This window comes from Leisingera sp. UBA4491 (genome assembly GCF_002388965.1).
GTDB lineage: Bacteria > Pseudomonadota > Alphaproteobacteria > Rhodobacterales > Rhodobacteraceae > Leisingera > Leisingera aquaemixtae.
On record NZ_DGNN01000005.1, the window covers coordinates 49097 to 71959 of the forward strand.

A 22863-nucleotide genomic window follows, 5' to 3' on the forward strand; every position below is an offset into this window, starting at 1 on the left:
AGATTGGCCTTCCCGGCCAATCGCCTGTCGCCGCATCCCAAATCCCGAAGGGATTTGTGATTACATCATGCCGCCCATGCCGCCCATGCCGCCCATGTCGGGCATGCCGCCGCCTGCCGCGCCTTCTTTGGCGGGCTTGTCGGCAATCATGGCTTCGGTGGTGATCAGCAGGCCTGCAACCGAGGCCGCGTCTTCCAGTGCGGTCCGGGTCACTTTGGCCGGGTCGATCACGCCGAAGGAGAACATGTCGCCATATTCACCGGTCTGCGCGTTGTAGCCGAATGCGCTGTCGGAGGACTCGCGGACCTTGCCGGCAACCACGGCACCGTCGACGCCTGCGTTTTCGGCGATCTGGCGCAGCGGCGCTTCGATGGCCTTGCGGACGATGTTGATGCCTGCGTTCTGGTCAGCGTTGGCGCCTTCCAGGCCGTCCAGGCCCTTGCCGGCCTGCACCAGGGCAACACCGCCGCCGACGATCACGCCTTCCTGCACGGCTGCGCGGGTCGCGTTCAGCGCATCGTCCACACGGTCCTTGCGCTCTTTCACTTCGACTTCGGTCATGCCGCCGACGCGGATCACGGCCACACCGCCTGCCAGTTTGGCAACGCGTTCCTGCAGCTTCTCGCGGTCGTAGTCAGAGGTGGTTTCCTCGATCTGGGTGCGGATCTGGGCCACACGGGCTTCGATCTCGGCCTTCTCGCCAGCGCCGTCGACGATGGTGGTCTCGTCTTTGGTGATGGAGATTTTCTTGGCGGTGCCCAGCATGTCCATGGTGACGGACTCGAGCTTCATGCCCAGATCTTCGGAGATCACCTGGCCGCCGGTCAGGATCGCGATGTCCTGCAGCATGGCCTTGCGGCGGTCGCCGAAGCCCGGTGCCTTGACGGCTGCGATTTTCAGGCCGCCGCGCAGCTTGTTGACAACCAGGGTTGCCAGCGCTTCGCCTTCGACGTCCTCAGCAATGATCAGCAGCGGCTTCTGCGACTGGATCACCTGCTCCAGCAGCGGCACCATCGGCTGCAGCGAAGACAGTTTCTTCTCGTGCAGCAGGATCATGCAGTCTTCCAGATCCGCGATCATCTTGTCCGGGTTGGTGACGAAATAGGGCGACAGGTAGCCGCGGTCGAACTGCATGCCCTCGACCACGTCGGTCTCGGTTTCCATGCCCTTGTTCTCTTCGACGGTGATGACGCCTTCGTTGCCAACCTTCTGCATCGCGTCCGCGATCTGGCGGCCGATTTCAGCTTCGCCGTTGGCGGAGATGGTGCCAACCTGCGCAACCTCGTCGGAGTCTTTCACTTCGCGGGCCATGTCCTTGATGCCCTGCACGACTTTGGCGGTTGCCAGGTCGATGCCGCGCTTCAGGTCCATCGGGTTCAGGCCGGCAGCAACCTGCTTCAGGCCTTCTTTGACGATCGCCTGGGCCAGAACGGTTGCGGTGGTGGTGCCGTCACCGGCTTCGTCGTTGGTGCGGGAAGCAACTTCCTTCACCATCTGGGCGCCCATGTTCTCGAACTTGTCTTCCAGTTCGATTTCCTTGGCAACCGAGACACCGTCCTTGGTGATGCGCGGTGCGCCGAAGGATTTGTCCAGAACCACGTTGCGGCCTTTCGGGCCCAGGGTCACTTTCACGGCATCGGCCAGAATGTTGACGCCCTTCAGCATGCGGTTGCGGGCATCGGTGTCGAATTTGACGTCCTTAGCAGCCATTTTTCACTCTCCTAGAGTAATCTGTAATTGTCAGCGAGGGATGGGATCAGAGCAGGCCCGCGGGCTTACTCGATGATGCCCATGATGTCGCTTTCCTTCATCATCAGCAGCTCTTCGCCGTCGACGGTGATCTCAGTGCCGGACCACTTGCCGAACATGATGCGGTCGCCGGATTTGACGGCCATCTCGATCAGCTCGCCGCTGTCCTTGCGGGCGCCTGCGCCGCAAGCAACCACAACGCCTTCGCTCGGCTTTTCCTTGGCGGAATCGGGGATGATCAGGCCGCCCGCGGTTTTTTCTTCGCTTTCGGTGCGGCGCACCAGCACGCGGTCATGAAGCGGTTTCAATGCCATCTTTGCAGCTCCTTAAAAAGGCTCAAAGGTTGTTATCTGTTGGACCTCCGCCTCCCCGGCGGGGCCGTTATCACTCACTCGGGGTGAGTGCTAACGACGGGGAAGCTAGGCATCGGGCCGGGCCGAGTCAACATCTTCCGGCAAGAAAAATCGCAGGAAATTGCGCAGCGCTGCGGGCATCGTGCGGAGCCTCCGCAAGGCAATGATTTTGCGCCGGAAATCAGGCGGCCGTTACCGCTGCTGCCCGGCCCGGCCTAGGTTTCCCAGCTTTCCGCCCAATGCACCAGGCCTGCGCGGCCCGCCTCGGTCAGCTGGTAGATCCCGGTCTCCACCCGCTCGAACCAGCCGTAATGGTTGCTGGCCATCAGCCGGGTGGCGCGGGCCACGCCGGTGGCCTTGGCGACTTCCGCTCCCTTGCAGGCGCCTGCGCCGGCCAGATGCGCGGCGCAGGCCAGCGCGTCCTGGCGGTAGGCGGTGACGATGCCGTGCCGGGTGGCGCCGCCTGCGTTCGGGTCGCCGCGCAGCGCCTGAAACTCGCGCAGCAGCCGCGTCTGTTTCTTCTTCGATTTGCGCGGGCTGTACGGTCCGGGGTCGCAATGCACCTCGGCCCGGCCGTCTGCCAGCACGGTAATCAGCCCCAGCCCCAGCCGCCGGCACATCGCCAGATTGTCCTTCAGCATCCGCCGCGCCTGCCGCCCCCCGGGCCGCGGCACCGCGATATAGACGTGATCGGTGACCGCCAGCCGGGCCACCGCCTGGTGGAACAGCGACAAGGAGAATTTCAGCTTCAGCTCGACAATCACCGGCGGCTCCGCGCCGCGGACAGCCACCACATCGGCAGCCCCCACCTCGCCCTTCACAGCGTAGCCCTGGGCCTCCAGCAGCGCCTTCACCGGCGCATATAGCTGATCCTCGCGTTCCATGCCGCCATGACTGGCAGCAAGCGCCGCCGAAGGCAATCCGCCGCGCGGTTTTACGGCCCAGGCGGCAGGTTTTGCATTGCCGCCCCCCCTGCCCCGTCCTAGGGTCATACACTCAGGCCACAGTTCCGGACCCCCGGGGAAAGGGCGCTTGATGAAACCCATTGCACTTGCCTTGGCCCTGGTCCTGCAGGCCTCTGCCGGCCTGGCCGCCTGCCGCGGCATCGACTACCGCGACCACCTGCCGCCCGCCACCGAAGCGCGGCTGGAGCGCGAGATGGCCGCCACCCCGTTTTCCCGCGGCAACCACTGGATCGCCACCAAGGGCAGCCGCACCATCCATGTGATCGGCACCATGCACGGCGGCGATTCCCGCATGGCCCGGGTGATGCGCAACCTGCGCCCGGCGCTGGCCTCGGCGCAGGCGATCTACCTGGAAACGCTGCAGCCCGGAGTGGAGACGCCGGAAACCATGCCCGCGAGTCTGGCCAGCAGCTTTCTGCTGCCGCAAGGGCAAGAGCTGCGGCACCTGCTGGGCAAGGAAGCCTGGCGCCATTTTGAACTGACCGCGCGGGTCTCCGGCGCCAATCTGGACACCATGAACCGGATGCAGCCCTGGGCGGTGTCGATGTTCCTGGTGCAAAGCGGCTGCCGCCCCTACGGCTTTGGCCTGAAGCGCGGGCTGGACGACCGGATCGCCGATTTCGCGCGCCGCAAGCGGATCCCGGTGGGCGGGCTGGAAACCCCGGCGCAGGCGCTGACGGCGATTGCCGGCCTGCCGCTGCGCGACCAGGCGCGGATGCTGGAGCTGGAGCTGGAACTGGTGCGCTCCTCCAAGCCCGAGGATGCCACCCCGGTGGAGGCCTATTTCGACCAGAGCGTCTGGTCCGCCTTCGTGCTGGCCCCGTGGATCAGCGCCCAGTACAGCAGCTTTTCCGGGGCCGAGACCGCGCGTCTGTGGCGCCAGTACAATGACCGCCTGCTGGACCAGCGCAACAGGCGCTGGATGAAGGTGATCGAGGCCGCCCGCCACGAGCGGATCGTGGTTGCGGTCGGCGCGGCGCATCTGCCCGGCAAAAACGGGGTGCTGAACCTGCTGCACCGCAAGGGGTTCAGCCTCACCCGCGCCGCGTGGTAGACCCGGCGCATCGCGGTTTTCCTCCCCAGTTTCAGGACCTGTCTGTCATGCGGCTTTTCTTCACCCTCCTTTTTCTGCTGCTGCCCGCCGCGCTGTGGGCGGGCTGCACCGGCACCGACCTGCGCACCACCCTTGCGGCCGGCGATCTGGCCCGCCTGCAGGCCCGGGCCGCAGCCGCCCCCTTTGCCGAAGGCAACCACTGGATCGCCCGCCGCGGCACCCGCACCGTGCATGTGATCGGCACCATGCACATCAATGACCCGCGGATGGAGGCGATCACTGCCAAGCTGGCCCCGGTGGTCCGCGAGGCCGGCCTGCTGCTGATGGAGGCCAGCCCCGCCGAGAAGGCCGCGTTCGAACGGAAACTGGGCCGCACCCCGTCGCTGATGCTGATCACCGAAGGGCCGACGCTGATCGACCGCCTGCCCCGGCAGGAATGGGAGAGCCTGGCCGCCAAGGCCCGCGCGCACGGGATTGCGCCCTGGATGGCTGCCAAGATGCGGCCCTGGTTCCTTGCGCTGTCGATGGCGGTGCCGCCCTGCGTGCTGCGCCAGCCGGACGTGAAGAACGGCCTCGACCTGCGCCTGGCCGCCGCGGCGGAAGAGGCCGGCGTGCCGATCCGCTCGCTGGAGGATCCGATGAGCGTGATCCGGATGCTGGACGGCGATCCGCTGGAGGAGCAAGTCCGCCAGCTGCGCGCCTATACCGCGCTGCTGGGCGGCGGCCAGGACGATTTCTTCACCATGTCGGAGGCCTATTTCGACCAGCAGGTGCTGCACGCGCTGCTGCTGAGCGAGCAGGCGTTTCTGGAAAACGGCGCCCTGACCCGGGCGGAGCGCGAAGAGATGTGGGCGGAGGCAATGCAGCAGCTGCTGGACCAGCGCAACCGGGCCTGGATTCCGGTGATCGAAGCCGCCGAGGCCGGCACCCTCGTGGTGGCCGCCGGGGCGCTGCATCTGCCGGGGGAGAACGGCGTGCTGAACCTGCTGCAGCAGCAGGGCTACAGCCTGGAGCGCGCCCCGTTCTGAGCACATCGCCGCATTGCAGCAGCTGCGGGGTGACAAGGCTGCGCGCCGCCCCTATAAGGCGCGCAAATCTCCCCTTTTTGGACTCATGAGTGAACAGGACAGTCACATGACCATTCAAGTTTTCGGCCATAAATCCCCCGACACCGATTCCACCGGCTCCCCGATCGTCTGGGCCTGGTACCTGAACGAGGTGAAGGGCGCCGCCGCCGCGCCCAAGCTGCTGGGCGAGCCGAACACCGAAGCGGCCTTTATGCTGCAGCGCTGGGGCCTGGAGAAGCCGGAAATCATCGCGGACGTGGCCGATGATGCGGCTGTCGTGATCGTCGACACCAACAACCCGGCAGAGCTGCCCGCCAACATCAACGGCGCCGATGTGCAGGCAATCATCGACCACCACAAGCTGGTCGGCGGCCTGGAAACCAAGGGTCCGATCGACATCACCATCCGCCCGCTGGCCTGCACCGCCACCATCATGCACGACCTGATGGGCGACGATGCCGCCAAGATGCCGGAAGCCATCAAGGGCGCGGCGCTGACCTGCATCCTGTCCGACACCCTGGAATTCCGCTCGCCGACCACGACCGCGCATGACAAGGCCGTGGCCGAGAAGCTGGCCGCCGACCTGGGCATCAACATCTCCGATTACGCGGCCGAGATGTTTGCCGCGAAATCCGACGTCTCCTCCTTCTCCGATGCCGAGCTGCTGCGCATGGACTCCAAGGAGTATGAGGTCGACGGCACCAAGTTCCGCGTCTCGGTTCTGGAAACCACCGCGCCGGCCGTGGTGCTGGACCGCAAGGCGTCGCTGATGGACACCATGACCGCCGTCGCAGCCGAGGACGGCGTCGACCAGGTGCTGCTGTTCGTGGTCGACATCCTGAACGAAGAAGCCACCCTGCTGGTGCCCAACGACCTGGTGAAAACCGTGGCCGCCAAATCTTTTGGCGCCGAGGCCGCAGGCGACACCGTGGTGCTGCCGGGCATCATGTCCCGCAAAAAGCAGATCATTCCGAACCTGAAAGTCTGATCCGCCTCAGGTCTGTGACACGCAAAAGGCGCCCCGCGGGGCGCCTTTTTCTGTTACCGGGCCGGTGGTGCTGCGGCGCAGGCGCCGGCCTTGCGGCAGGGCGGCCGGGCTACAGCCCCAGATCCCGGCTGATCTTGCGGAACAGGCGCTGCTGGCTGTTGCCGCTGACCTGCTTGCTTTGCTTGTGCCGGTACCAGTCGCCGTCCTCGTTCAGGTAACGCTCCCACACGGTGCCGTCCGGAGCGGTGACGAACTGCCAGCAGCTTTTGTGCGGATAGGCCTTGACCGCACCGCCTTCGGCCTTGTGCCAGTTGGCTTCGTGGCAGAGTTTGCCCTTGCGCGTCACATACCATTTGCCGACGCCAACGGCGTCCTTGGTTTTGTTGATCCCCTGGAACTGGCCGTCCGGCGCCCAATAGGCATGGCCGCCGCTGTTCCAGTTCGAGGTCTTGCCCGCATAAAGCTGAAGGATCACCTCGGGCGGGGTTGCCTTGGCGCCCTTGGGCTTGCCGCCGGCCAGAGCCGGTGCTGCGGGCATGGAAGCCAGAACGCAGGCCGCCACGGCCAGTCTGAGGCTTTGCTTAACGGATGTCATGTCCTCCCCCCCTTTATTCCAGACACGGGTTGCGCGCCCGCCTGGGAAGAGGCCTCTGGCAGGTGCTGCCAGCTACGGCCGGCACTGCCCCCCGGCGCACCTGATGCCCCTGAACGCCAGGGGCCGCCGTTACTCGTTACACTTGCGCCTGCCAGAGGCGGCACCTCAGCCGATGGCCGGGCCGCCGGAGCAGGGTGCCAAAATCCCGGCGCGGCGCCAACCTATCGATATTGATAGGAGTTTGCTGCCGCCCGGGGCCGGGCCACGGCCTTGCCGGGTATCGGGCGGCGGCAGGCGCCGGGCGGCGCCCGGCATGGCGCGGCCAGCCTCATGCGGAGCTCGGCAGCGCCGTCTGCTGCCGCTGATCCTGACCGCCGGACGCAGGCAAGGCCGGCTGAGACGCCGGCCTGCGCGCGGCCCTGGCAGGGCTCAGGCAGATTTGGAAAGCGGCGCGCCCTCCTCCGGCCAGGCTTCGCTGCCGTCATTGAAGTCTTCCCAGCGGGCATCATCCTGCGCCGGGCTGGCCATCTCAGGCTCCGGCAGGGAGGGCTCCGCCGGATGCGCCGCGGGGGTGTCACTCCAGACCTCCGCTGCCGGCATCTGCACCGCCGCCGCGCCCTGCCCCTCGCGCAGGGTGAACTGGCCGACCAGCCGGTTCAGTCCCACGGTCTCGGCATTCATCGAGCGGATGGCGGACCCGGACTGCTCCACCATGGAGGCATTCTGCTGGGTCACCGAATCCAGCTGGGAGACGCCGATATTGATCTCGTTCAGACCCTGCGCCTGTTCGGCGGATTCGCTGGAGATGCCCGACACCAACTCGGCGATGTTGCTGACTTGGCTGACCACGGTTGTCAGCGCCTTGCCGGCGCCGTCCACCTTGCGCACGCCGTCCTCCACATGGGCGGAGCTGGTGCTGATCAGGGTCTTGATTTCCATCGCCGCATCCGAGGACCGCTGCGCCAGCGCCCGCACTTCGGAGGCCACCACCGCAAAGCCGCGGCCGACCTCGCCCGCGCGGGCCGCCTCGACCCCGGCGTTGAGCGCCAGGAGGTTGGTCTGGAAGGCGATGTCGTCGATCACGCCGATGATCTGCGAGATCTGCTGGGAAGAGGTTTCGATCGCGTTCATCGCGCTGACGGCGCCTTCGACCACCTGGCCGCTGTGCTCCACATCCCTGCGGGCGGAGTTCACCACCTCCTGCACCTCCTGGGCGTTGCGGGCCGAGGAGTTGACGCTGGCGGTCATCTGCTCCAGCGCGGCGGCGGTCTGCTCCAGCGTGGCGGCCTGGCTTTCGGTGCGCGACGACAGATCCTCCGACGCGGTCTGGATTTCCCCCGACTGCCGCTGGATCCGGACGCCGGCCTGCACCACCTCGGACATCAGCTCGTTCAGCCGGTCGACGGTTTCATTGTAATGCACCCGCAGCGGGTCGTAGTCGGCAGTGAACGGTTCTGCGATCCGGTCGCTCAGATCGCCGTTCGACAGCCGCTTGAGACCCTTGCGCAGGCGCTCGATCACCTGCTCGCTTTCCTGGCGCAGCGCATTCTGCTCGTCCAGGGCGGAGATCACCCGGGCCGACACCTTGTCGATGGCGCTGGCGATATCGCCGAAATCGTCCTGGCGCATCCTGTCAGCCACCTTGATGCCGAATTCACCCTCGGCCACCTCACGCAGGGCCGCCCGCAGCCGGCCGACGGGGCGCACGACGTTCAGCGTCATCTTGCGGGCATTGTAAATGGACAGAATGATCAGGGCAGCGGACACCGCCAGCAGCGAATAGAGCAGCGTCATATCATGCGCGCGGGCCGACACAGCCGTGGCGCGCGCGTTGCTGATGATGGTGTCCCCCAGCGGGCCCAGGACTGCACCAAGCTCGTCAGACTGGGCCTGAAACGCGGACAGAGCCGCCTCCAGCCCTGGCCCGCCGGTGAGCGCGGTGTCTATGGTTTCACTGGCAGCGCGCAGGAAGCGGTCCATCTGCGGCAGAGCCGCCTCCAGAAGGCGGCTCACTTCCGCCTCAAGCTCCATCGCCTGAAGGGCCGACATTTCTTCGCGGAAGACCGCATCCTTCTCCGCGGCCTTGGCGCGGGTGTCTGCCTTCTCCTCCGGCGTGCCATCCGCTCCGACAAGCACGGCGGAGAGCACCGAAGCCTCCACCGCGTCGTGCATCATGTCTGCCCGCAGCACATGGCGGGAAACCTGGGTCGCGCTGATTTGCCGTTCCAGCTCCAGCTCGCTTTGCCAGAGGCTGTAGACCGCGAAGGAGGACAGGATCAGAATCGCGACGACGGAAATAACACCGGCAATGAGAAACCGGGTCTTCATGGATAACGTACGGAACATGGGAAACACACCTTAGAGCTGTTTTCACCGCCAACCTTTCCCGCTTACCTTTAAGCAATCCTGAAGCCGCAGAGGCGGCGGCGGGTTTTTTGCGCTGTTTTTCCGGGGCGGCCCCCGCCGCCGCCGCACTGGCCTTCGCGAGGAGCCTCTGCCATAGGTAGACCCAAAGGACCTTTTTGTGTGGAAGAAGCTGCCATGACCCAGATCATCTCCTCCCTTTCCGAAGTCTCCGGCCGGTATAAGGCGCTGTTCGTCGACCTGTGGGGCTGCGTGCACAACGGGATCACCGCCTTTCCCGAGGCGGTGGCGGCGCTGCAGGCGTACCGGGCGGAGGGCGGCATCGTGGTGCTGGTCACCAATTCGCCGAAACCGCGCGCGGGCGTGGCGGCGCAGCTGGGGCAGTTCAACGTGCCGCAGGATGCCTATGACACCATTGCCACCAGCGGCGATTCCGCGCGGGCGGCGATGTTCACCGGGGCGGTCGGCAACAAGGTCTATTTCATGGGCGAGTGGGAGCGCGATGCGGGCTTTTTCGAGCCGCTGCATGTGATCCACGACCCGGTGGAGATCACCCGGGTGCCGCTGAAGGAGGCCGAGGGCATCGTTTGCTGCGGCCCGTTCGACCCGCATGCGGACCCGGCGGTGAACCGGCCCGATTTTCTCTATGCCAAGCAGATGGGGATGAAGCTGCTGTGCGCCAATCCCGATATCGTGGTGGACCGCGGCGAGACGCGGGAGTGGTGCGCGGGCGCCCTGGCGCGGCTTTATACCGAGATGGGCGGCGAGAGCCTGTATTTCGGCAAGCCGCATCCGCCGATCTATGACCTGGCGCGCCGCCGCCTGGCGGAGCTGGGCCAGGACGTTGCGGATGCGGATATCCTGGCGATCGGCGACGGGCCGCACACCGATATTGCCGGCGCCATGGGCGAAGGCATCGATTCCCTGTTCATCACCGGCGGCCTGGCAGCCAGTGAGACAAAAACATCGGTCCAGCCGGACCCGGCGGCGCTGGAGGCCTATCTGCAGAAGGAGCAGGCCAGCCCGGCCTATGCCATTGGTTTCCTGCGCTAAAGCAACCCTTCCCGGCCCCTGAGCCGGAGCCTTCCGCAGCATCTGAAGGTTGGACCCCGCCGCAACAGGCGGGGTTTTCTTTTGTCAAACCCTCTTGATTTTCTGCAACTGCAAAGTAATAAAGTTGCGCAAGCGGGCAATGGAGCGCGCAATTATTTCATCGGCGCCTGGGGCCAGACAGGTGAACGGAGGATCGAATGTTGGACAACATGCCGCGCGGGACCATCTGCATCGAAGACATCGAGATGGGCATGGTGCGTTACTTGCGCAAAGTTATCACCGATGAGGACATCCAGATGTTTGCCGAGGTCTCCACCGACCGCAATCCGGTGCATCTGGACGACGCCTATGCCCAGGACACCATTTTCGAGGGCCGGATCGCGCATGGGATGCTGACCGCGGGGCTGATTTCGGCGGTGATCGGCGAGCAGCTGCCGGGCCATGGCACCATCTACATGAGCCAGTCGCTGAAGTTCCTGGCGCCGGTGCGGCCGGGCGATCTGGTGCTGGCGGAGGTCGAGGTGACCGACATCGTGATCGACAAGCGCCGGGTCAAGCTGGACTGCCGCTGCATCGTCAACGGCAAGAAGGTTCTGGTGGGCGAGGCCATGGTGATGGCGCCGTCGCGCAAGTTCGACTGAGTTTTCGGCACGCAGCCGTTTCCGCCGCCGGGGGCCATTGCCCTTGGCGGTTTTGCTTTGCCGGATTGTGCCGTTTCGGTCTTTTCGTTTCCGTTTATGCGCTGAAACCCAGTTAAGGGGGCGGCGCCGCCGGATGGAGGTGGACAGACCCCGCCGGGGGCCTGCTCGGACAAGCTCGCTTGGACGACCCCCTTTTTATCAGGGCCGGTCTCCGGGTGTTGCGCAGGCAGCTCCACAGATGCCTGCGCCTCGTATCATGGCCCCGCGCGCGGGAACCATGGCTGGGGGATCGCGATCATTTGGGAGCATCGCATAAGGCCGTGAGGATTGCCTGAAGCGGGCGTACGGTGGGTGTGCAACACCTGCAAGCCTCCCCTCACCGCCCGGAACAAGGCGCGCAGCACCGCCGGGCGGACAGATGCCCGCGCGGCGCGCCTCCCTCCCCCGCCACTGGCCGCTTGAACCGCCGCGCGGGTGCGGGTACGGATGCGCCATGCGTATCGTCAGAGATTTTGAATTCGTCGAACACCAGGACCGGGGCGCCACCGTTGCCATCGGCAACTTCGACGGCGTGCATCTGGGCCATCAGTCGGTGATCGAGCTGGCCCGCAAGGCCGTCCCCGGCGCGCCGCTGGGGGTGATGACCTTTGAGCCGCACCCGCGCGAGTATTTTGCGCCCGATGCGCCGCCCTTTCGCCTGATGCGGGCCGAAACCCGCGCTCACCGGCTGGAGAAGCTGGGGGTGGAGCGGCTCTATGAGCTGAACTTCAACACCGCGCTGTCGAGCCTGACGCCGGAGGAATTTGCCCGCGACGTGATTGCCGAAGGGCTGGGGCTGGCGCATGTGGTGGTGGGCGCCGATTTCTGTTTCGGCAAGGGGCGTGCGGGCGATGCCGCGGACCTGCAGCGCTTTGGCGAGCAGTACGGCTTTGGCGTGACGATTGCGCCCTTGATGGAATATTCCGAACATGCCGTGTCCTCCACCGCGATCCGCAATGCGCTGAGCGAAGGCCGGCCTGCGGATGCGCGGGCGATGCTGGGCCATTGGCACCGGATCGAGGGCGTGGTGATCGGCGGCGAGCAGCGCGGGCGGGAGCTGGGCTTTCCAACCGCCAACATGTCGATTGACGGGCTGCACCAGCCGCGGTTCGGCGTCTACGCGGTGCTGGTCGATGTGCTGGACGGCCCGCACAAGGGCAGCTACTTTGGTGCGGCCTCGATCGGGGTCCGGCCGATGTTCGGCGGCGAGGTGCCGAATATCGAGACCTATCTGTTTGATTTTTCAGGCGACCTTTATGGTGCAACGCTGTCGGTCGGGCTGGTGGAATTCCTGCGGCCTGAGCTGAAGTTCGACGGGCTGGAGGCGCTGACCGCCCAGATGGATGCAGATTGCGCCCAGGCGCGTGAAATCCTGGCGGCGCTATGAAACCGGGCAAGGATGTGATCGACCGCTCCGGTCTGGGCAAGCGGTTCTGGGAGAAGAAGCCGCTGGCCAAGCTGAGCCAGAAGGAATGGGAAGCGCTGTGCGACGGCTGCGGCAAGTGCTGCCTGAACAAGCTGGAGGACGAGGACAGCGGCGAGGTGGCGCTGACCCGGGTGGCCTGCCGCCTGCTGGACGACAGCACCTGCCGCTGCGCGCAGTATCCGATCCGGCATCAGTTCGTGCCGGAATGCATCGTGCTGAAACCGGACAACCTGGACACCCACGCCTATTGGATGCCGCAGACCTGCGCCTACCGGCTGCTGTGGCAGGGCAAGCCGCTGCCGGAGTGGCACCCGCTGCTGACCGGCACGCCGGAGAGCGTGCATGAGGCAGGCGTGTCGGTGCGCGGCTGGACGGTGTCGGAATTCGAGATCGCCGAAGAAGACTGGGAAGACCACATCATCGACGAGCCGCTGGGCTGAGCAGGCGCCGCCGGGGGGGGCGCGCGGATCGCGTTCAATTTGAGGCGCATCATACGCAACCTGAGGTTGCAAATCCCCCTGTCCAGGCCGAAACTGCTGCCAGCCGGTTGCGGCTGCCGCCTGGCCGGGCGGCGGCTGTCGAACCGGGGCAAAAAAGGGGGCAGCAGAAAATGCCGTTTGAGCATGGCACCTATTTCACCGCCGCGGATGAGCGCAAGGCCAGGGCCTTTCTGGCCGGTCAGGGGCTGAGCCCGCGGCAGGAGGCTGAAATCCGCGCCTGGCACCGGTCCAGGCTGAGCGCGCAGCTGTCGCTGTGGTCCTCGGCTGCGGCGGCGGCCGGGATTGCGCTGGGGTATTTCCTGGCCGGGGTGTTCTGACGTTCCGGCGGGCCGGCCATTGCCGGCTTGGCAGCGGCGCGGGGCTGGCTTAGGTCTGGGAGCGGACAGCCGCAACAGAGCAAGGACCCAGCCCGATGCATTTCGCCTCCGACAATTCCGGCCCGGTGCCGCAGCAGATCCTTGACGCTCTGGCCGCAGCCAACCGGGGCTATGCCATGGGCTATGGGGCGGATGCGGAAATGGCCGAGGTGACGGCGCGGATCCGGGAGATCTTTGAGGCGCCGGAGGCGGCGGTCTATCTGGTCGCGACCGGCACCGCCGCCAATGTGCTGGCGCTGTCGACCCTGGCGCAGCCGTGGCAGACGGTGTTCTGCACCCGGCCTGCTCACATCAACATGGATGAATGCAACGCGCCGGAATTCTACACCGGCGGCGCCAAGCTGACGCTGGTGACGGAAGCCGACAAGATGACCTCCGAAGGCCTGCGCGCCGCCATCGAGGGCGAGGAGACCCGCGGCGTGCACGGGCCGCAGCGGGGGCCGGTGTCGCTGACGCAGGTGACGGAGTTCGGCACCGTCTACAGCCTGGCGGAGCTGCAAGCGGTCTGTGCGGCGGCCAAGGAATACCGGCTGCCGGTGCATATGGACGGCGCGCGCTTCACCAATGCGCTGGTGTCGCTGGGCTGCACGCCCGCCGAGATGACTTGGAAAGCGGGTGTGGATGCGGTCTCCTTCGGCGGCACCAAGAACGGCTGCATGGGGGTGGAAGCGGTGATCTTCTTTGATCCCCGGCACGCGGAGGAGTTCGAGTACCGGCGCAAGCGCGGCGCGCATCTGTTTTCCAAGCACCGGTATCTGTCAGCGCAGATGCTGGCCTATCTGAACGACGATCTGTGGCTGAAGAACGCCCGCGCGGCCAATGCCAAGGCGGCGCTGCTGGCCGAAGGGCTGGAGGCGGCGGGCGCGCATTTCACCCATCCGGCGCAGGCCAACATGATCTTTGCCGCCCTGCCCCGCCGCAGGCACCAGGAGCTGTTTGCGGCAGGCGCCATCTATCACCTGTGGGACGGGTTGCTGCAGGGGCCGGAGCATGAGCTGGTCACCGCGCGATTCGTCTGCGACTGGTCGGTGCCGGACGAGGCCATCCGGGCGTTCCTGTCGCTGCTTTGATCCCGAGCCCGGCGGCGGCTACTGGCGGTCCAGCGCCCAGAGCAGCGCATCCTCCAGCCGGTCGTCGCCCCAGAATATCTCCTTGCCCACCGCAAAGCTGGGCGCGCCGAAGATGCCCAGGGCCATTGCCTCCTCCGTTGCATCTGCCAGCATTTCGACGGTTTTTTCCGACTGCGCCTCTTCCAGCACACGGGCCGGATCCTGGCCAGCGGCCTCCAGGCTGGCGCTGAGGTTCGGGTCCTCCCCCGCGGGCTGGCCCGCCTCGAACCAGCAGCGGTAGGCGGCCTGGGTATAGGCCTCGCCCCAGCCCTCTGCCGCGCCCAGCGCTGCGACCTGATTGGCCAGCACCAGTTCCGGCAGCGGATAGGGTGCGGGCAGCCGCACATGGAAGCCGTAGCGCTGCGCCCGGCGTTCGACGTCGCGCCACATATAGGCGGTCTTTTCAGGCTTATCCTTGAACGGGATGTTGTTTTGCACCGTCATCACGTGGCGCACGTTGAACGGGCGCCAGCGGACCGGAATGCCCGCCTGCGCCGCCGCATCGCCGATCCGCATCACGGTGAGGTAGCTGTAGGTGCTGCCGATCGAATACCAGAAATCTAGTCCGGGCATGGGAGCCTCCTGTCAGTCGTGACCTGCGGTAGAGTTTAGCGGCTGAGGCGGATATTCCAAAGGCCATCCGCGGCCCGCCCCTGCCCTGCCCCTGCTGCTGCGGCCCGTTTTATGATAGAATTGCGATAGCAGCGGGTGGCAAGACCCGCGTCCCGAGGCCCGGTGCGAGCAGCAGTTGCCAGCAAGGGAGGGGAAATTCAGATGACACGATCCAAAAGTGACAGCACCGCGCTGGACTATGCCGCGGGCGGCGGACTGCTGAGCCGCCGGACGCTGCTGACTGCCGCCGCAGCCGGAACCGTTGCGGGACTGGCACGGCCCGGGGCGGCGCGGGCGGAGGCGGAGATCCCGGAGTGGACCAAGGCCGCAGGTGCGCGGGCGCGCGGCTACGGCATGCCGGCTGCCACGGAAGCCTCCGTGCAGCGCGCCATCATCGAGCCGTGGCAGGATGTGGCGCCGGCCTTCAGCCTGTCCGGCACGCCGCATCACCGCCTGCGCGGCACCATCACCCCCAACGGGCTGCACTACGAGGTGCATCACGGCGGCCGTCCCGACATCGACCCGGCCCGCCACCAGCTGATGATCCACGGGCTGGTGGAGCGGCCGCTGCAATTCGGCGTGGAGGCGCTGGAGCGTTACCCGATGGTGACGGCGGCCCATTTCCTGGAATGCGCCGGCAACAGCCTGTTCAACGCGGTGATGCCGGAGCCGATGCAAGCAGGCTGCGACATGCTGCATGGGCTGGTGTCGAACACCGAATGGACCGGCGTCCCGATGGCCGTGCTGATGGAGGAAGCCGGTGTGAAGCCCGAAGGGAAGTGGGTGGTCGCCGCCGGCGCCGACGGTCCGAGCCTGGCGCGCTCGATCCCGATGGAAAAAATCATGAGTGACGGCATGCTGGCGCTCTATCAGAACGGCGAGCGGATCCGCCCCGAACAGGGCTATCCGATGCGGCTGCTGCTACCGGGGTGGGAGGGCAATATGAACATCAAGTGGCTGACCAGCCTGTGGGTGACGGAGGCGCCGGTGCATACCAAGGATGAATCGGGGGAGTATACCGAGATCCTCGCCGATGGTTCCTCGCTCCAGTTCACCTTCGCAATGGGGGTGAAGTCCTTCATCACCCACCCGTCCGCCACCATGACGATGAACGGGCCGGGGGTGTATGAAATTTCCGGGCTGGCCTGGTCCGGCGCTGGCAAGGTGGCCAAGGTCGAGGTCTCGGCCGACGGCGGCGAAAGCTGGGCAGAGGCGGCGCTGGCCGGACCGGTGCTGCCGCAGGCGCTGACCCGGTTCAGCCTGGCTTGGCACTGGGACGGCTCGCCCCTGGTGCTGATGAGCCGCGCCACCGATGAGACCGGCGCGGTGCAGCCTGCGCGCGCCGACTGGAAGGCGCGTTATCACGCGTCGAACTTCCTGCATTACAACGCCATCCAGCCCTGGCAGGTCACAGCAGAAGGAGCGGTTCAGAATGTCTATCTTTAAACTCACCGCCGCCGCCCTGCTGCTGGGCACCGCTGCCGCCCACGCCGAAGGGCCCGGGCTGGGCCAGCCCTTGGATGCTGCGGAGATCCCGTTTTACGCCACCTATGTAAAACCCGATGGCACCGGCCTGCCCGCGGGCAGCGGCACCGCGGCACAAGGGGCGGAGATCTATGCCGCGAAATGCGCCGCCTGCCATGGCGCGACCGGCAGCGAGGGCCCGGTGATGCCGCCGGTGGGCCCCAATGATGTCTGGCCCAAGCCAGCCGGCAGTTACTGGCCCTACGCCACCACGCTGTTTGACTACATCCGCCGGGCAATGCCGCTGGAGGCGCCGAAATCGCTGAGCGATGACGAGGCCTATGCGCTGGCTGCCTTCATTCTGGAACGCAACGGGGTGATTGATGCGGAGACCGCGATGACGGCAGAGACCCTGCCACAGGTGCAAATGCCCAACCACGGCAACTTCACCGACGTCTGGGCCAAGCAGGGCGCAACGCCGTGGTAAGGCCGGACCGCGCCCTTCAAGCCTAAGCGCCAGCCCAGAAGCGGCGCAGGAACTCCGCCGTTTCGTTCGGATGCGTCACCGGCAGCATGTGGCCTGCACCGGCCACCGAGACAGTGCGGGCATTGCCCAGGCGGCGGGCGAGTCCCTTGGCGATCTCGGCCATCACCGGGGGGCTGTCCGAGCCGGTGACCAGCAGGGCCGGCATCGTGACGGGATCCAACGACCCCGGCGCCAGGGTGGCGTTTTCATCCAGATACAGCGTGCCATAGCTGGCCGGGATCACCGGCATCGCCCGCATCATGGATGCGCGCAGCGGCTCCGGCAGGTCGGGCCATTTCGGCTCTCCCGGTCCCCACAGGCGGTTGAACAGCCGGGTTGTCAGCTCCACATCGCCAGCCGCCCAGGCGGCGTCGATGGGCTGGTTGCCGGCCTCCAGCTCGGCCAGCACCTCCGGGGCGTCCGTTCTGGCCACGGCAAACAGCACCGGCTCGATCAAGGTCAGGCTGCGCACCAGATGCGGGCGCGCCATCGCCATGCGCAGGGCAACGGTGGCGCCGAAGGAATGGCCGACCAGATCCACCGGCTCTGTCAGCAGCGCAAGGCCCGCCTTTGCGTTCAGCAGCTGGTAATTGCCCTGCCCGTCCCAGTCCGGGCTGCGGCCGTGGCTCAGCATGTCATAGGCGGTGAGGGTGATGTCCTCCGCCATCACCTCTGCCAGGCCGCGCCAGGCGCCGGAATGGGCCAGCGAGCAATGCACCGCCAGCACCGGCCGCGGGCCCTGCCCGAAGCTGCGCGAGAAGATACCGTCCAGCTGATCCGTCACCCTGCCGCCTCCGCCAGATGGGCGTCCAGATCCTGCAGCCGGTCCTGGCCCCAGAACCTGGCCCCGTCCGCCGTCACCCAGAACGGCGCGCCGAACACGCCGGCAGTGACCGCATCCTCGAGGTTTTGCGCATAGGTCTCCGCGCCGGCCAGGAGGCCGCTGTCCGCCAGCGCGGGGTCGAAGCCGGCGCCCGCGAGGCAGGCGCGGATCACCGCGTCCTCTGCGATGTCCTTCTCCTCCGCCCAGCAGGCGCGCAGGATGGAATGCACCAGCTGCGCCATATCGCCGCCGCCTGCGTTCTGGGCGGCGATGATGGCATAGGCCGAAGGCGCCGCGTTGGTTGGCCAATGCGCAGGTTTCAGATTGATGGGCAGGCCCAGCTTATCCGCCTGCCGCTGCAGTTCGATCAGCCGGTATTCCTGCCGCGCCGGGTGCCGTTCGCCCGGGGGCGTGCCGCCTGTGCGGGCAAACAGTGCCAGGATGTCCAGCGGCTTGCAGGTGACTTCGGCGCCGTGACGGGCCGCAATCTGCCACGGGCGGGTTCCGGCGAGATAGGCAAAAGGCGAAAGAGTGGAAAAGTAGAAATCAAATGCTGCCATAGGCTGTATCTCCCGCTTAGAACTTTGCGCGACGGTAAGTGCATGATAAGCGGGGTTCAATATCACGAATCTGACACATTGCCATTGCTGCCTGGGGATCACAGCCAATGCCGACCTTGAACGAACCCAAGCTGATTGCTGGGAACGCCAACCTCCCTCTTGCCCAAGCCATTGCCCGCCGGATGAGCCTGCACCGCGGTGTCGACCAGGGGCTGGCAGACGCCCGCGTCGAGCGGTTCAATGACGGCGAGATCTTCGTCGAAGTCTATGAGAACGTCCGCGGCGAGGACATGTTCATCATCCAGCCGACCTCGAACCCGGCCAATGATAATCTGATGGAGCTGTTGATCATTGCCGATGCGCTGCGCCGCTCCTCGGCCCAGCGGATTACCGCAGTGATCCCCTATTTCGGCTATGCCCGCCAGGACCGCCGCACCAAGGCGCGCACCCCGATTTCGGCCAAGCTGGTGGCGAACATGCTGACCGGCGCAGGTGTTGAGCGGGTGCTAACCATGGACCTGCACGCGGCGCAGATCCAGGGCTTCTTCGACATTCCGGTGGACAACCTTTATGCCAGCCCGATCTTTGCGCTGGACGTGAAGGCCCAGTTCAAGGACCAGATGGGTGACCTGATGGTTGTCTCTCCCGACGTGGGCGGCGTGGCCCGCGCCCGCGAGCTGGCCAAGCGCATCAACGCGCCGCTGTCGATCGTCGACAAGCGCCGCGAGAAGCCGGGCGAAGTGGCGGAAATGACCGTGATCGGCGACGTGAAGGACAAGATCTGCCTGATCGTCGACGACATGTGCGACACCGCCGGCACCCTGTGCAAGGCGGCGCAGGTGCTGCTGGACAACGGCGCCAAGGAAGTCCACGCCTATATCACCCACGGCGTTATGAGCGGCCCGGCGGTGGAGCGCGTCACCAACTCGGTGATGAAATCGCTGGTGCTGACCGACTCGATCCAGCCGACCGAGGAAGTGAAGGCCGCGCCGAACATCCGCATCGTGCCGACCGCGCCGCTGTTCACCCAGGCGATCCTGAACATCTGGCACGGCACCTCTGTGTCGTCGCTGTTCGAGGACAAGACGCTGGTTCCGATTTACGAGAGCCTCTATTCAAACGGCGGCTGAGGCGGCTGTTACCCCGGAATTGATGAAAGCCCCGCAGTCAAGCGGGGCTTTTTCGTTTCAGGCCGGGGCACGGCGGCGGGCGGTCTGCAGCGCCGCGGCCAGCGCGGCGGCGGCCATCAGCGCCAGCACCGCCGCAGCCGCGCCGAAGGCGCCGCCGTATCCCCAATGGGCAATGGCCGGCGTGCTGGCGAAGGGCGACAGAAACTGGCCGCAGAACACCGAAGCAGTGAGGATGGCCCCCGCGGTGCCGCGCCGCCCGGCCGGGGCCAGGGCCAGCGCAATGGCCACAAAGCCCGGCGACACCGTGGCATAGCCGATGCCGACGGCCATCGCCCCGCTGAGGGACAGGGCCGGGCTGCCCTCTTGCGCCAGAACCGCAAAGCCAAGCGCCAGCGCGCTGTAGCCGGCGGCAAAGACCGCCGCATGGGGCAGACTGCCCTTGAACCGGGCATAGGCCAGCGCGGTGAGGCCGCCGCACAGCGACAGAAGGCCCAGCCCGGCGCCGGTCATCAGCGCGCTGTTGAGCCCCTGGGACTCAAAGAAGAACGGCAGCTGGGTCGGCATCATGAAGAACAGCCCGTTGGTCAGCATCTGCAACCCGGAGACCGCAATCACCAGCGCCAGCCAGGCCGGGTGCCCTGCCCCCTCTGCCTGCGCCTGCCCGGCGCCGGTGCGGTCCGGTTCGGCGGCAAAGCGCCAGACCGTGTAGAGGCCAACAGCCGCCAGCCCGTAGATCAGGAACGGCAGCCGCGGCGACAGGGTGGCGGCCAATCCGGCGAGGCCGATGAACACCAGCCCGCCGAAGTTGCGGGCCGAGATCTGCAGGCCGGTCAGCGCCTGCCGCCGGGTGCCGGTGAAATAGTCGCCGATCAGCGCGGTCTGGGCGGTCATGATCAGCGCCACCGCCAGGCCCAGGCCAAAGCGGCTGGCCAGCATCAGGTGCAGGTCGGGCAGGTAAAACCCCGCGGTGCCGCACAGGATGAACAGCCAGATCCCGGCCAGCAGCACGCGCCGCCGCCCGGCGCGGTCGGTGAGCCAGCCCGCCAGCGGCGCCGCCAGCATCACCCCCAGCGAGGGCGCGGTGACCAGGAGCCGCACCAGAAAGCCCGCATCGGGCACTGCCGCAAACTCCTGCTGCAGCCCCGCCAGTGCCGGGCTGATGGTGGCATTGGCCATGACCGTGAGGCTGGCGGCCATCAAAAGCGCGATCGCCTTGGGCTGCCGCCACAGGCCTGTGTTTTCCGTCGTCATCCGCAAATTCCCTTGTTCATTCCGGTTCCGGATGGCAGCCTGCGAATTCAAGCCAGCTTGAGGTCAAGGATGAAACTTCTGGATATTGGCGAGGTCGCCGAACGCTCCGGCGTGGCGGCCTCGGCCTTGCGGTATTACGAAGAGATCGGGCTGATCGCCTCGGCCGGGCGCAAGGGATTGCGGCGGCAGTTCGGGCCCGGCACGCTGGTGCAGCTGTCGCTGATCACCCTGGGCAAGGCGGCGGGGTTTTCGCTGCAGGAGATTTCGGCCATGTTCGGCAGGAACGGCCAGCCCGACCTGCCGCGGGAGCAGCTGCTTGCGCGCGCCGACGCGCTGGACGCGCAGATCCAAGAGCTGTCGGCGCTGCGCGACGCGCTGCGCCATGCGGCGGAATGCCCGGCGCCCAGCCATCTGGAGTGCCCGAAGTTTCAGAAGCTTCTGCAGGCTGGAAGCCTCACGGCGAAGGTCTAGTCGACGTCCCAGTCATCGGCATGGGGCAAGTCGCCGATGGCCAGCCAGGCGGCGCGCACACGGGCGGCGCGGCTGTCGGCCCAGGTTCGGAAGACGGCATCGAAGCCTTCGCAGGTGATGTTTTCCGCCACCAGTTCTGCCCGGATCGCGGCGGAGGTGTCCATGTCCCACAGCGAGACCGACACATGCACGGCGGGCGGGCGGGCGAACGGCTCGGAAAACTGCACCGCCCGGCGCCGTTCCCGGGGGCCGGTGCCGGTCCACATCTGGCCGCCGTCTTCGAAGTCCGAGAAGATCCCGGTGTCGCCCTGATCGACCCCCGTGCGGGGGTTGCGCAGTCTTTTCATTCCGTTTCCCAAGCGCTTAGCCTGACTGTCAGTCTAGGCCATACAGCAGGATAATCCAGAACTCAGCAGCAATGCGCCAGCGGCTGTTGCGGGGGCGCACGGTGGCGGCGGGTTACTTGTCCTCGCTGGCAAGCGCCGCGCTGAGCTCGGAGATGCGCTCCAGCCGGGCGGAGATCCGGTCCTGGAACTGGCCCAGCTCATCAATGATCGAGTTCAGCGATTCCCCCACATGGCCCAGCCGCGCGCATTCGATCTTGCACAGCACCCGGGTGGTGGTGAGCGCCATGAAGTGGCGGTGCAGGGTCAGGCAGGCCTTCTGGATGCGGTCGGCCTCGAAGCGGACGTCATGCAGGCTGGCGCGCGCCTTGGTGAACTGGGTTTCGGTCAGCTCTGACAGGATGGCCTGCTCGCGGGCGATGTCGGTGGAGGCGGTGCCGTCTTCCTGGTCCAGCTGATGGCCGCATTCGGTCAGGATGCGCGCCAGCCCCTCGACAAAGATGGCCGCCGTCACGGTGCCCTTGATGGCCCGGAATTTGCTGTCCTTGCCCCAGACGTGGGCCTCGAACCAGCTGGACATGTCGCGCGACATGGAGCTGTAGTTCTGCGACAGAACCGTCACCGGCCCGCCTGCCGGTTCGATCCGCGAGGCGATCACCCGCAGGTTATGCGGGATGGTGCGCATGGATTCGAACTCCTGCACCAGCGCCTCGGTTTCCCCCACCAGCGTGCCTGCGGTTGCGTGCATCTCGCGGCGTTCGGCCAGCCGGGCGCAGGCCGGGCGCTTGAGGCCGGCATCGCGGGCCAGCAGCTCCTCTGCCAGGGCGTGGCCCGCAAAATCGTTGTAGGTGTCAAAGCCCAGCTCCTTCAGGCGGGCCAGCAGAAGCACGGCGCTGTCCTGCGGGCTCAGCCCCTCTGCCTGCTCTGCCTGGCGCAGCTTGACGTATTCCTGCTCCACCGTGCGCAGCAGCGGGCTGGTGGGTTTGATCCGCGCCGACAGATAGCCGCCGTCGCAGGGCGTCACCACGGCAAACACCCAGTAATAGCTGCCGTCGCGGGCGCGGTTCTTGACATAGGCGCCGACGGTGCCGCCGTCCTTGATGGTGTCCCACAGCAGCTGGAACACCGCGCGCGGCATGTCGGGATGGCGGATGATCTTGTGCGGCGCCCCGAGCAGCTCCTCCAGCGGGTATTTTGCGACCCGGCTGAACACCGCGTTGCCGGCCCGGATGACACCACGGTCATCGGTGCGGGAGAAAAACACTTCGTCCAAGGCAAAAAAAGCCTCTTTGCTCCTGGTCTGAGCAGTCAGCGTGCGGTCTTCGAAGGACACGGGTCAGTTCCTGTCAGTGATTATTTATTGCTGGTTTATGTGTACCGCTCAGTGCTTTTCAAATTGCTA

At 66.3% G+C, this 22863-nt stretch carries 24 protein-coding genes; 13 read left to right on the plus strand and 11 right to left on the minus strand.

The window, feature by feature from the left end; genetic code table 11:
• Positions 1 to 60: 60 nt before the first annotated feature.
• The 3 genes from groL to B2P87_RS01735 all read right to left on the minus strand — a co-directional run bounded on the left by groL (position 61) and on the right by B2P87_RS01735 (position 2986).
• Positions 61 to 1710, minus strand: coding sequence for a chaperonin GroEL (groL, locus tag B2P87_RS01725; RefSeq protein WP_058286015.1), 1650 nt, complete (start codon positions 1708 to 1710; stop codon positions 61 to 63).
• Positions 1711 to 1775: 65 nt separating this feature from the next.
• Entirely contained in the window at positions 1776 to 2063 is a 288-nt protein-coding gene (locus tag B2P87_RS01730) for a co-chaperone GroES (RefSeq protein WP_008554234.1), read from the minus strand.
• 254 nt (positions 2064 to 2317) lie between these two features.
• The gene (locus tag B2P87_RS01735; protein ID WP_141890888.1) at positions 2318 to 2986 is read right to left on the minus strand and encodes a DUF2161 domain-containing phosphodiesterase; all 669 of its coding nucleotides are present in this window, start codon (positions 2984 to 2986) and stop codon (positions 2318 to 2320) included.
• A 151-nt stretch (positions 2987 to 3137) separates the two neighbouring features.
• On the opposite strand from B2P87_RS01735, the gene B2P87_RS01740 reads away from it, so the two are divergent.
• From B2P87_RS01740 to B2P87_RS01750, 3 genes are all read left to right on the plus strand, one after another.
• A complete protein-coding gene (locus B2P87_RS01740; RefSeq protein ID WP_058286017.1) occupies positions 3138 to 4121 on the plus strand; it encodes a TraB/GumN family protein in 984 nt (327 codons plus the stop codon).
• A gap of 47 nt (positions 4122 to 4168) precedes the next feature.
• A complete protein-coding gene (locus B2P87_RS01745) occupies positions 4169 to 5149 on the plus strand; it encodes a TraB/GumN family protein (RefSeq protein WP_141890889.1) in 981 nt (326 codons plus the stop codon).
• A gap of 106 nt (positions 5150 to 5255) precedes the next feature.
• A complete protein-coding gene (locus B2P87_RS01750; RefSeq protein ID WP_141890890.1) occupies positions 5256 to 6176 on the plus strand; it encodes a manganese-dependent inorganic pyrophosphatase in 921 nt (306 codons plus the stop codon).
• A gap of 109 nt (positions 6177 to 6285) precedes the next feature.
• On the opposite strand, the gene B2P87_RS01755 is transcribed toward B2P87_RS01750, so the two are convergent.
• Together B2P87_RS01755 and B2P87_RS01760 are read right to left on the minus strand one after the other, a co-directional pair.
• Positions 6286 to 6771, minus strand: coding sequence for a DUF995 domain-containing protein (locus B2P87_RS01755; RefSeq protein ID WP_244940725.1), 486 nt, complete (start codon positions 6769 to 6771; stop codon positions 6286 to 6288).
• Between the two features lie 429 nt (positions 6772 to 7200).
• A complete protein-coding gene (locus tag B2P87_RS01760) occupies positions 7201 to 9117 on the minus strand; it encodes a HAMP domain-containing methyl-accepting chemotaxis protein (protein ID WP_244940726.1) in 1917 nt (638 codons plus the stop codon).
• 195 nt (positions 9118 to 9312) lie between these two features.
• Between B2P87_RS01760 and B2P87_RS01765 the strand changes: the two genes are divergently transcribed.
• The 6 genes from B2P87_RS01765 to B2P87_RS01790 all read left to right on the plus strand — a co-directional run bounded on the left by B2P87_RS01765 (position 9313) and on the right by B2P87_RS01790 (position 14241).
• The gene (locus B2P87_RS01765; protein ID WP_039949362.1) at positions 9313 to 10188 is read left to right on the plus strand and encodes a TIGR01459 family HAD-type hydrolase; all 876 of its coding nucleotides are present in this window, start codon (positions 9313 to 9315) and stop codon (positions 10186 to 10188) included.
• A gap of 197 nt (positions 10189 to 10385) precedes the next feature.
• Entirely contained in the window at positions 10386 to 10829 is a 444-nt protein-coding gene (locus B2P87_RS01770) for a MaoC family dehydratase (RefSeq protein ID WP_141890891.1), read from the plus strand.
• A gap of 493 nt (positions 10830 to 11322) precedes the next feature.
• Positions 11323 to 12255: a bifunctional riboflavin kinase/FAD synthetase gene (locus tag B2P87_RS01775; protein ID WP_141890892.1), complete on the plus strand. Its 933-nt coding sequence runs from the start codon at positions 11323 to 11325 to the stop codon at positions 12253 to 12255.
• Positions 12252 to 12734: a YcgN family cysteine cluster protein gene (locus tag B2P87_RS01780; RefSeq protein WP_141890893.1), complete on the plus strand. Its 483-nt coding sequence runs from the start codon at positions 12252 to 12254 to the stop codon at positions 12732 to 12734. Before B2P87_RS01775 ends, B2P87_RS01780 begins: the two co-directional genes overlap by 4 nt.
• A gap of 170 nt (positions 12735 to 12904) precedes the next feature.
• Positions 12905 to 13111 carry a hypothetical protein gene (locus B2P87_RS01785; protein WP_141890894.1) on the plus strand — a complete coding sequence of 69 codons (207 nt, stop codon included), beginning with the start codon at positions 12905 to 12907 and terminating at the stop codon, positions 13109 to 13111.
• A gap of 95 nt (positions 13112 to 13206) precedes the next feature.
• Positions 13207 to 14241, plus strand: coding sequence for a threonine aldolase family protein (locus B2P87_RS01790; RefSeq protein ID WP_141890895.1), 1035 nt, complete (start codon positions 13207 to 13209; stop codon positions 14239 to 14241).
• Positions 14242 to 14259: 18 nt separating this feature from the next.
• Here B2P87_RS01790 and B2P87_RS01795 read toward each other — a convergent pair whose 3' ends face one another.
• Positions 14260 to 14853 (minus strand): 2-hydroxychromene-2-carboxylate isomerase, encoded by a 594-nt coding sequence (locus B2P87_RS01795; RefSeq protein WP_141890896.1) that lies wholly within the window; start codon positions 14851 to 14853, stop codon positions 14260 to 14262.
• A gap of 201 nt (positions 14854 to 15054) precedes the next feature.
• On the opposite strand from B2P87_RS01795, the gene soxC reads away from it, so the two are divergent.
• On the plus strand, positions 15055 to 16338 hold the full coding sequence (soxC, locus tag B2P87_RS01800) for a sulfite dehydrogenase (protein ID WP_141890897.1): 1284 nt from the start codon (positions 15055 to 15057) through the stop codon (positions 16336 to 16338).
• Positions 16325 to 16843 (plus strand): c-type cytochrome, encoded by a 519-nt coding sequence (locus B2P87_RS01805; RefSeq protein WP_141890898.1) that lies wholly within the window; start codon positions 16325 to 16327, stop codon positions 16841 to 16843. The genes soxC and B2P87_RS01805 overlap by 14 nt, the downstream gene beginning before the upstream one ends.
• Positions 16844 to 16865: 22 nt before the next feature.
• On the opposite strand, the gene B2P87_RS01810 is transcribed toward B2P87_RS01805, so the two are convergent.
• Complete coding sequence (locus B2P87_RS01810; protein WP_141890899.1) at positions 16866 to 17666, minus strand: alpha/beta fold hydrolase; 801 nt, start codon at positions 17664 to 17666, stop codon at positions 16866 to 16868.
• On the minus strand, positions 17663 to 18265 hold the full coding sequence (locus B2P87_RS01815) for a 2-hydroxychromene-2-carboxylate isomerase (protein WP_141890900.1): 603 nt from the start codon (positions 18263 to 18265) through the stop codon (positions 17663 to 17665). Before B2P87_RS01815 ends, B2P87_RS01810 begins: the two co-directional genes overlap by 4 nt.
• 107 nt (positions 18266 to 18372) lie before the next feature.
• On the opposite strand from B2P87_RS01815, the gene B2P87_RS01820 reads away from it, so the two are divergent.
• Positions 18373 to 19395: a ribose-phosphate pyrophosphokinase gene (locus B2P87_RS01820; protein WP_008556654.1), complete on the plus strand. Its 1023-nt coding sequence runs from the start codon at positions 18373 to 18375 to the stop codon at positions 19393 to 19395.
• 57 nt (positions 19396 to 19452) lie between these two features.
• On the opposite strand, the gene B2P87_RS01825 is transcribed toward B2P87_RS01820, so the two are convergent.
• On the minus strand, positions 19453 to 20646 hold the full coding sequence (locus tag B2P87_RS01825; RefSeq protein WP_141890901.1) for an MFS transporter: 1194 nt from the start codon (positions 20644 to 20646) through the stop codon (positions 19453 to 19455).
• 69 nt (positions 20647 to 20715) lie between these two features.
• Between B2P87_RS01825 and B2P87_RS01830 the strand changes: the two genes are divergently transcribed.
• Positions 20716 to 21117 (plus strand): helix-turn-helix domain-containing protein, encoded by a 402-nt coding sequence (locus tag B2P87_RS01830; protein ID WP_141890902.1) that lies wholly within the window; start codon positions 20716 to 20718, stop codon positions 21115 to 21117.
• Here the strand turns inward: B2P87_RS01830 and B2P87_RS01835 are convergent.
• Together B2P87_RS01835 and B2P87_RS01840 are read right to left on the minus strand one after the other, a co-directional pair.
• Positions 21114 to 21464: an H-type lectin domain-containing protein gene (locus tag B2P87_RS01835; protein ID WP_141890903.1), complete on the minus strand. Its 351-nt coding sequence runs from the start codon at positions 21462 to 21464 to the stop codon at positions 21114 to 21116. The genes B2P87_RS01830 and B2P87_RS01835 overlap by 4 nt on opposite strands.
• Before the next feature lie 112 nt (positions 21465 to 21576).
• Positions 21577 to 22794 (minus strand): PAS domain-containing protein, encoded by a 1218-nt coding sequence (locus tag B2P87_RS01840; RefSeq protein WP_141890904.1) that lies wholly within the window; start codon positions 22792 to 22794, stop codon positions 21577 to 21579.
• Positions 22795 to 22863 lie beyond the last annotated feature (69 nt).

Bases quoted from the DNA above. Each gene is read 5' to 3' on its own strand.
- groL (WP_058286015.1), bottom strand. From the start codon at position 1,710: ATGGCTGCTAAGGACGTCAAATTCGACACCGATGCCCGCAACCGCATG.
- B2P87_RS01730 (WP_008554234.1), bottom strand. From the start codon at position 2,063: ATGGCATTGAAACCGCTTCATGACCGCGTGCTGGTGCGCCGCACCGAA.
- B2P87_RS01735 (WP_141890888.1), bottom strand. From the start codon at position 2,986: ATGGAACGCGAGGATCAGCTATATGCGCCGGTGAAGGCGCTGCTGGAG.
- B2P87_RS01740 (WP_058286017.1), top strand. From the start codon at position 3,138: ATGAAACCCATTGCACTTGCCTTGGCCCTGGTCCTGCAGGCCTCTGCC.
- B2P87_RS01745 (WP_141890889.1), top strand. From the start codon at position 4,169: ATGCGGCTTTTCTTCACCCTCCTTTTTCTGCTGCTGCCCGCCGCGCTG.
- B2P87_RS01750 (WP_141890890.1), top strand. From the start codon at position 5,256: ATGACCATTCAAGTTTTCGGCCATAAATCCCCCGACACCGATTCCACC.
- B2P87_RS01755 (WP_244940725.1), bottom strand. From the start codon at position 6,771: ATGACATCCGTTAAGCAAAGCCTCAGACTGGCCGTGGCGGCCTGCGTT.
- B2P87_RS01760 (WP_244940726.1), bottom strand. From the start codon at position 9,117: ATGTTCCGTACGTTATCCATGAAGACCCGGTTTCTCATTGCCGGTGTT.
- B2P87_RS01765 (WP_039949362.1), top strand. From the start codon at position 9,313: ATGACCCAGATCATCTCCTCCCTTTCCGAAGTCTCCGGCCGGTATAAG.
- B2P87_RS01770 (WP_141890891.1), top strand. From the start codon at position 10,386: ATGTTGGACAACATGCCGCGCGGGACCATCTGCATCGAAGACATCGAG.
- B2P87_RS01775 (WP_141890892.1), top strand. From the start codon at position 11,323: ATGCGTATCGTCAGAGATTTTGAATTCGTCGAACACCAGGACCGGGGC.
- B2P87_RS01780 (WP_141890893.1), top strand. From the start codon at position 12,252: ATGAAACCGGGCAAGGATGTGATCGACCGCTCCGGTCTGGGCAAGCGG.
- B2P87_RS01785 (WP_141890894.1), top strand. From the start codon at position 12,905: ATGCCGTTTGAGCATGGCACCTATTTCACCGCCGCGGATGAGCGCAAG.
- B2P87_RS01790 (WP_141890895.1), top strand. From the start codon at position 13,207: ATGCATTTCGCCTCCGACAATTCCGGCCCGGTGCCGCAGCAGATCCTT.
- B2P87_RS01795 (WP_141890896.1), bottom strand. From the start codon at position 14,853: ATGCCCGGACTAGATTTCTGGTATTCGATCGGCAGCACCTACAGCTAC.
- soxC (WP_141890897.1), top strand. From the start codon at position 15,055: ATGACACGATCCAAAAGTGACAGCACCGCGCTGGACTATGCCGCGGGC.
- B2P87_RS01805 (WP_141890898.1), top strand. From the start codon at position 16,325: ATGTCTATCTTTAAACTCACCGCCGCCGCCCTGCTGCTGGGCACCGCT.
- B2P87_RS01815 (WP_141890900.1), bottom strand. From the start codon at position 18,265: ATGGCAGCATTTGATTTCTACTTTTCCACTCTTTCGCCTTTTGCCTAT.
- B2P87_RS01820 (WP_008556654.1), top strand. From the start codon at position 18,373: ATGCCGACCTTGAACGAACCCAAGCTGATTGCTGGGAACGCCAACCTC.
- B2P87_RS01825 (WP_141890901.1), bottom strand. From the start codon at position 20,646: ATGACGACGGAAAACACAGGCCTGTGGCGGCAGCCCAAGGCGATCGCG.
- B2P87_RS01830 (WP_141890902.1), top strand. From the start codon at position 20,716: ATGAAACTTCTGGATATTGGCGAGGTCGCCGAACGCTCCGGCGTGGCG.
- B2P87_RS01835 (WP_141890903.1), bottom strand. From the start codon at position 21,464: ATGAAAAGACTGCGCAACCCCCGCACGGGGGTCGATCAGGGCGACACC.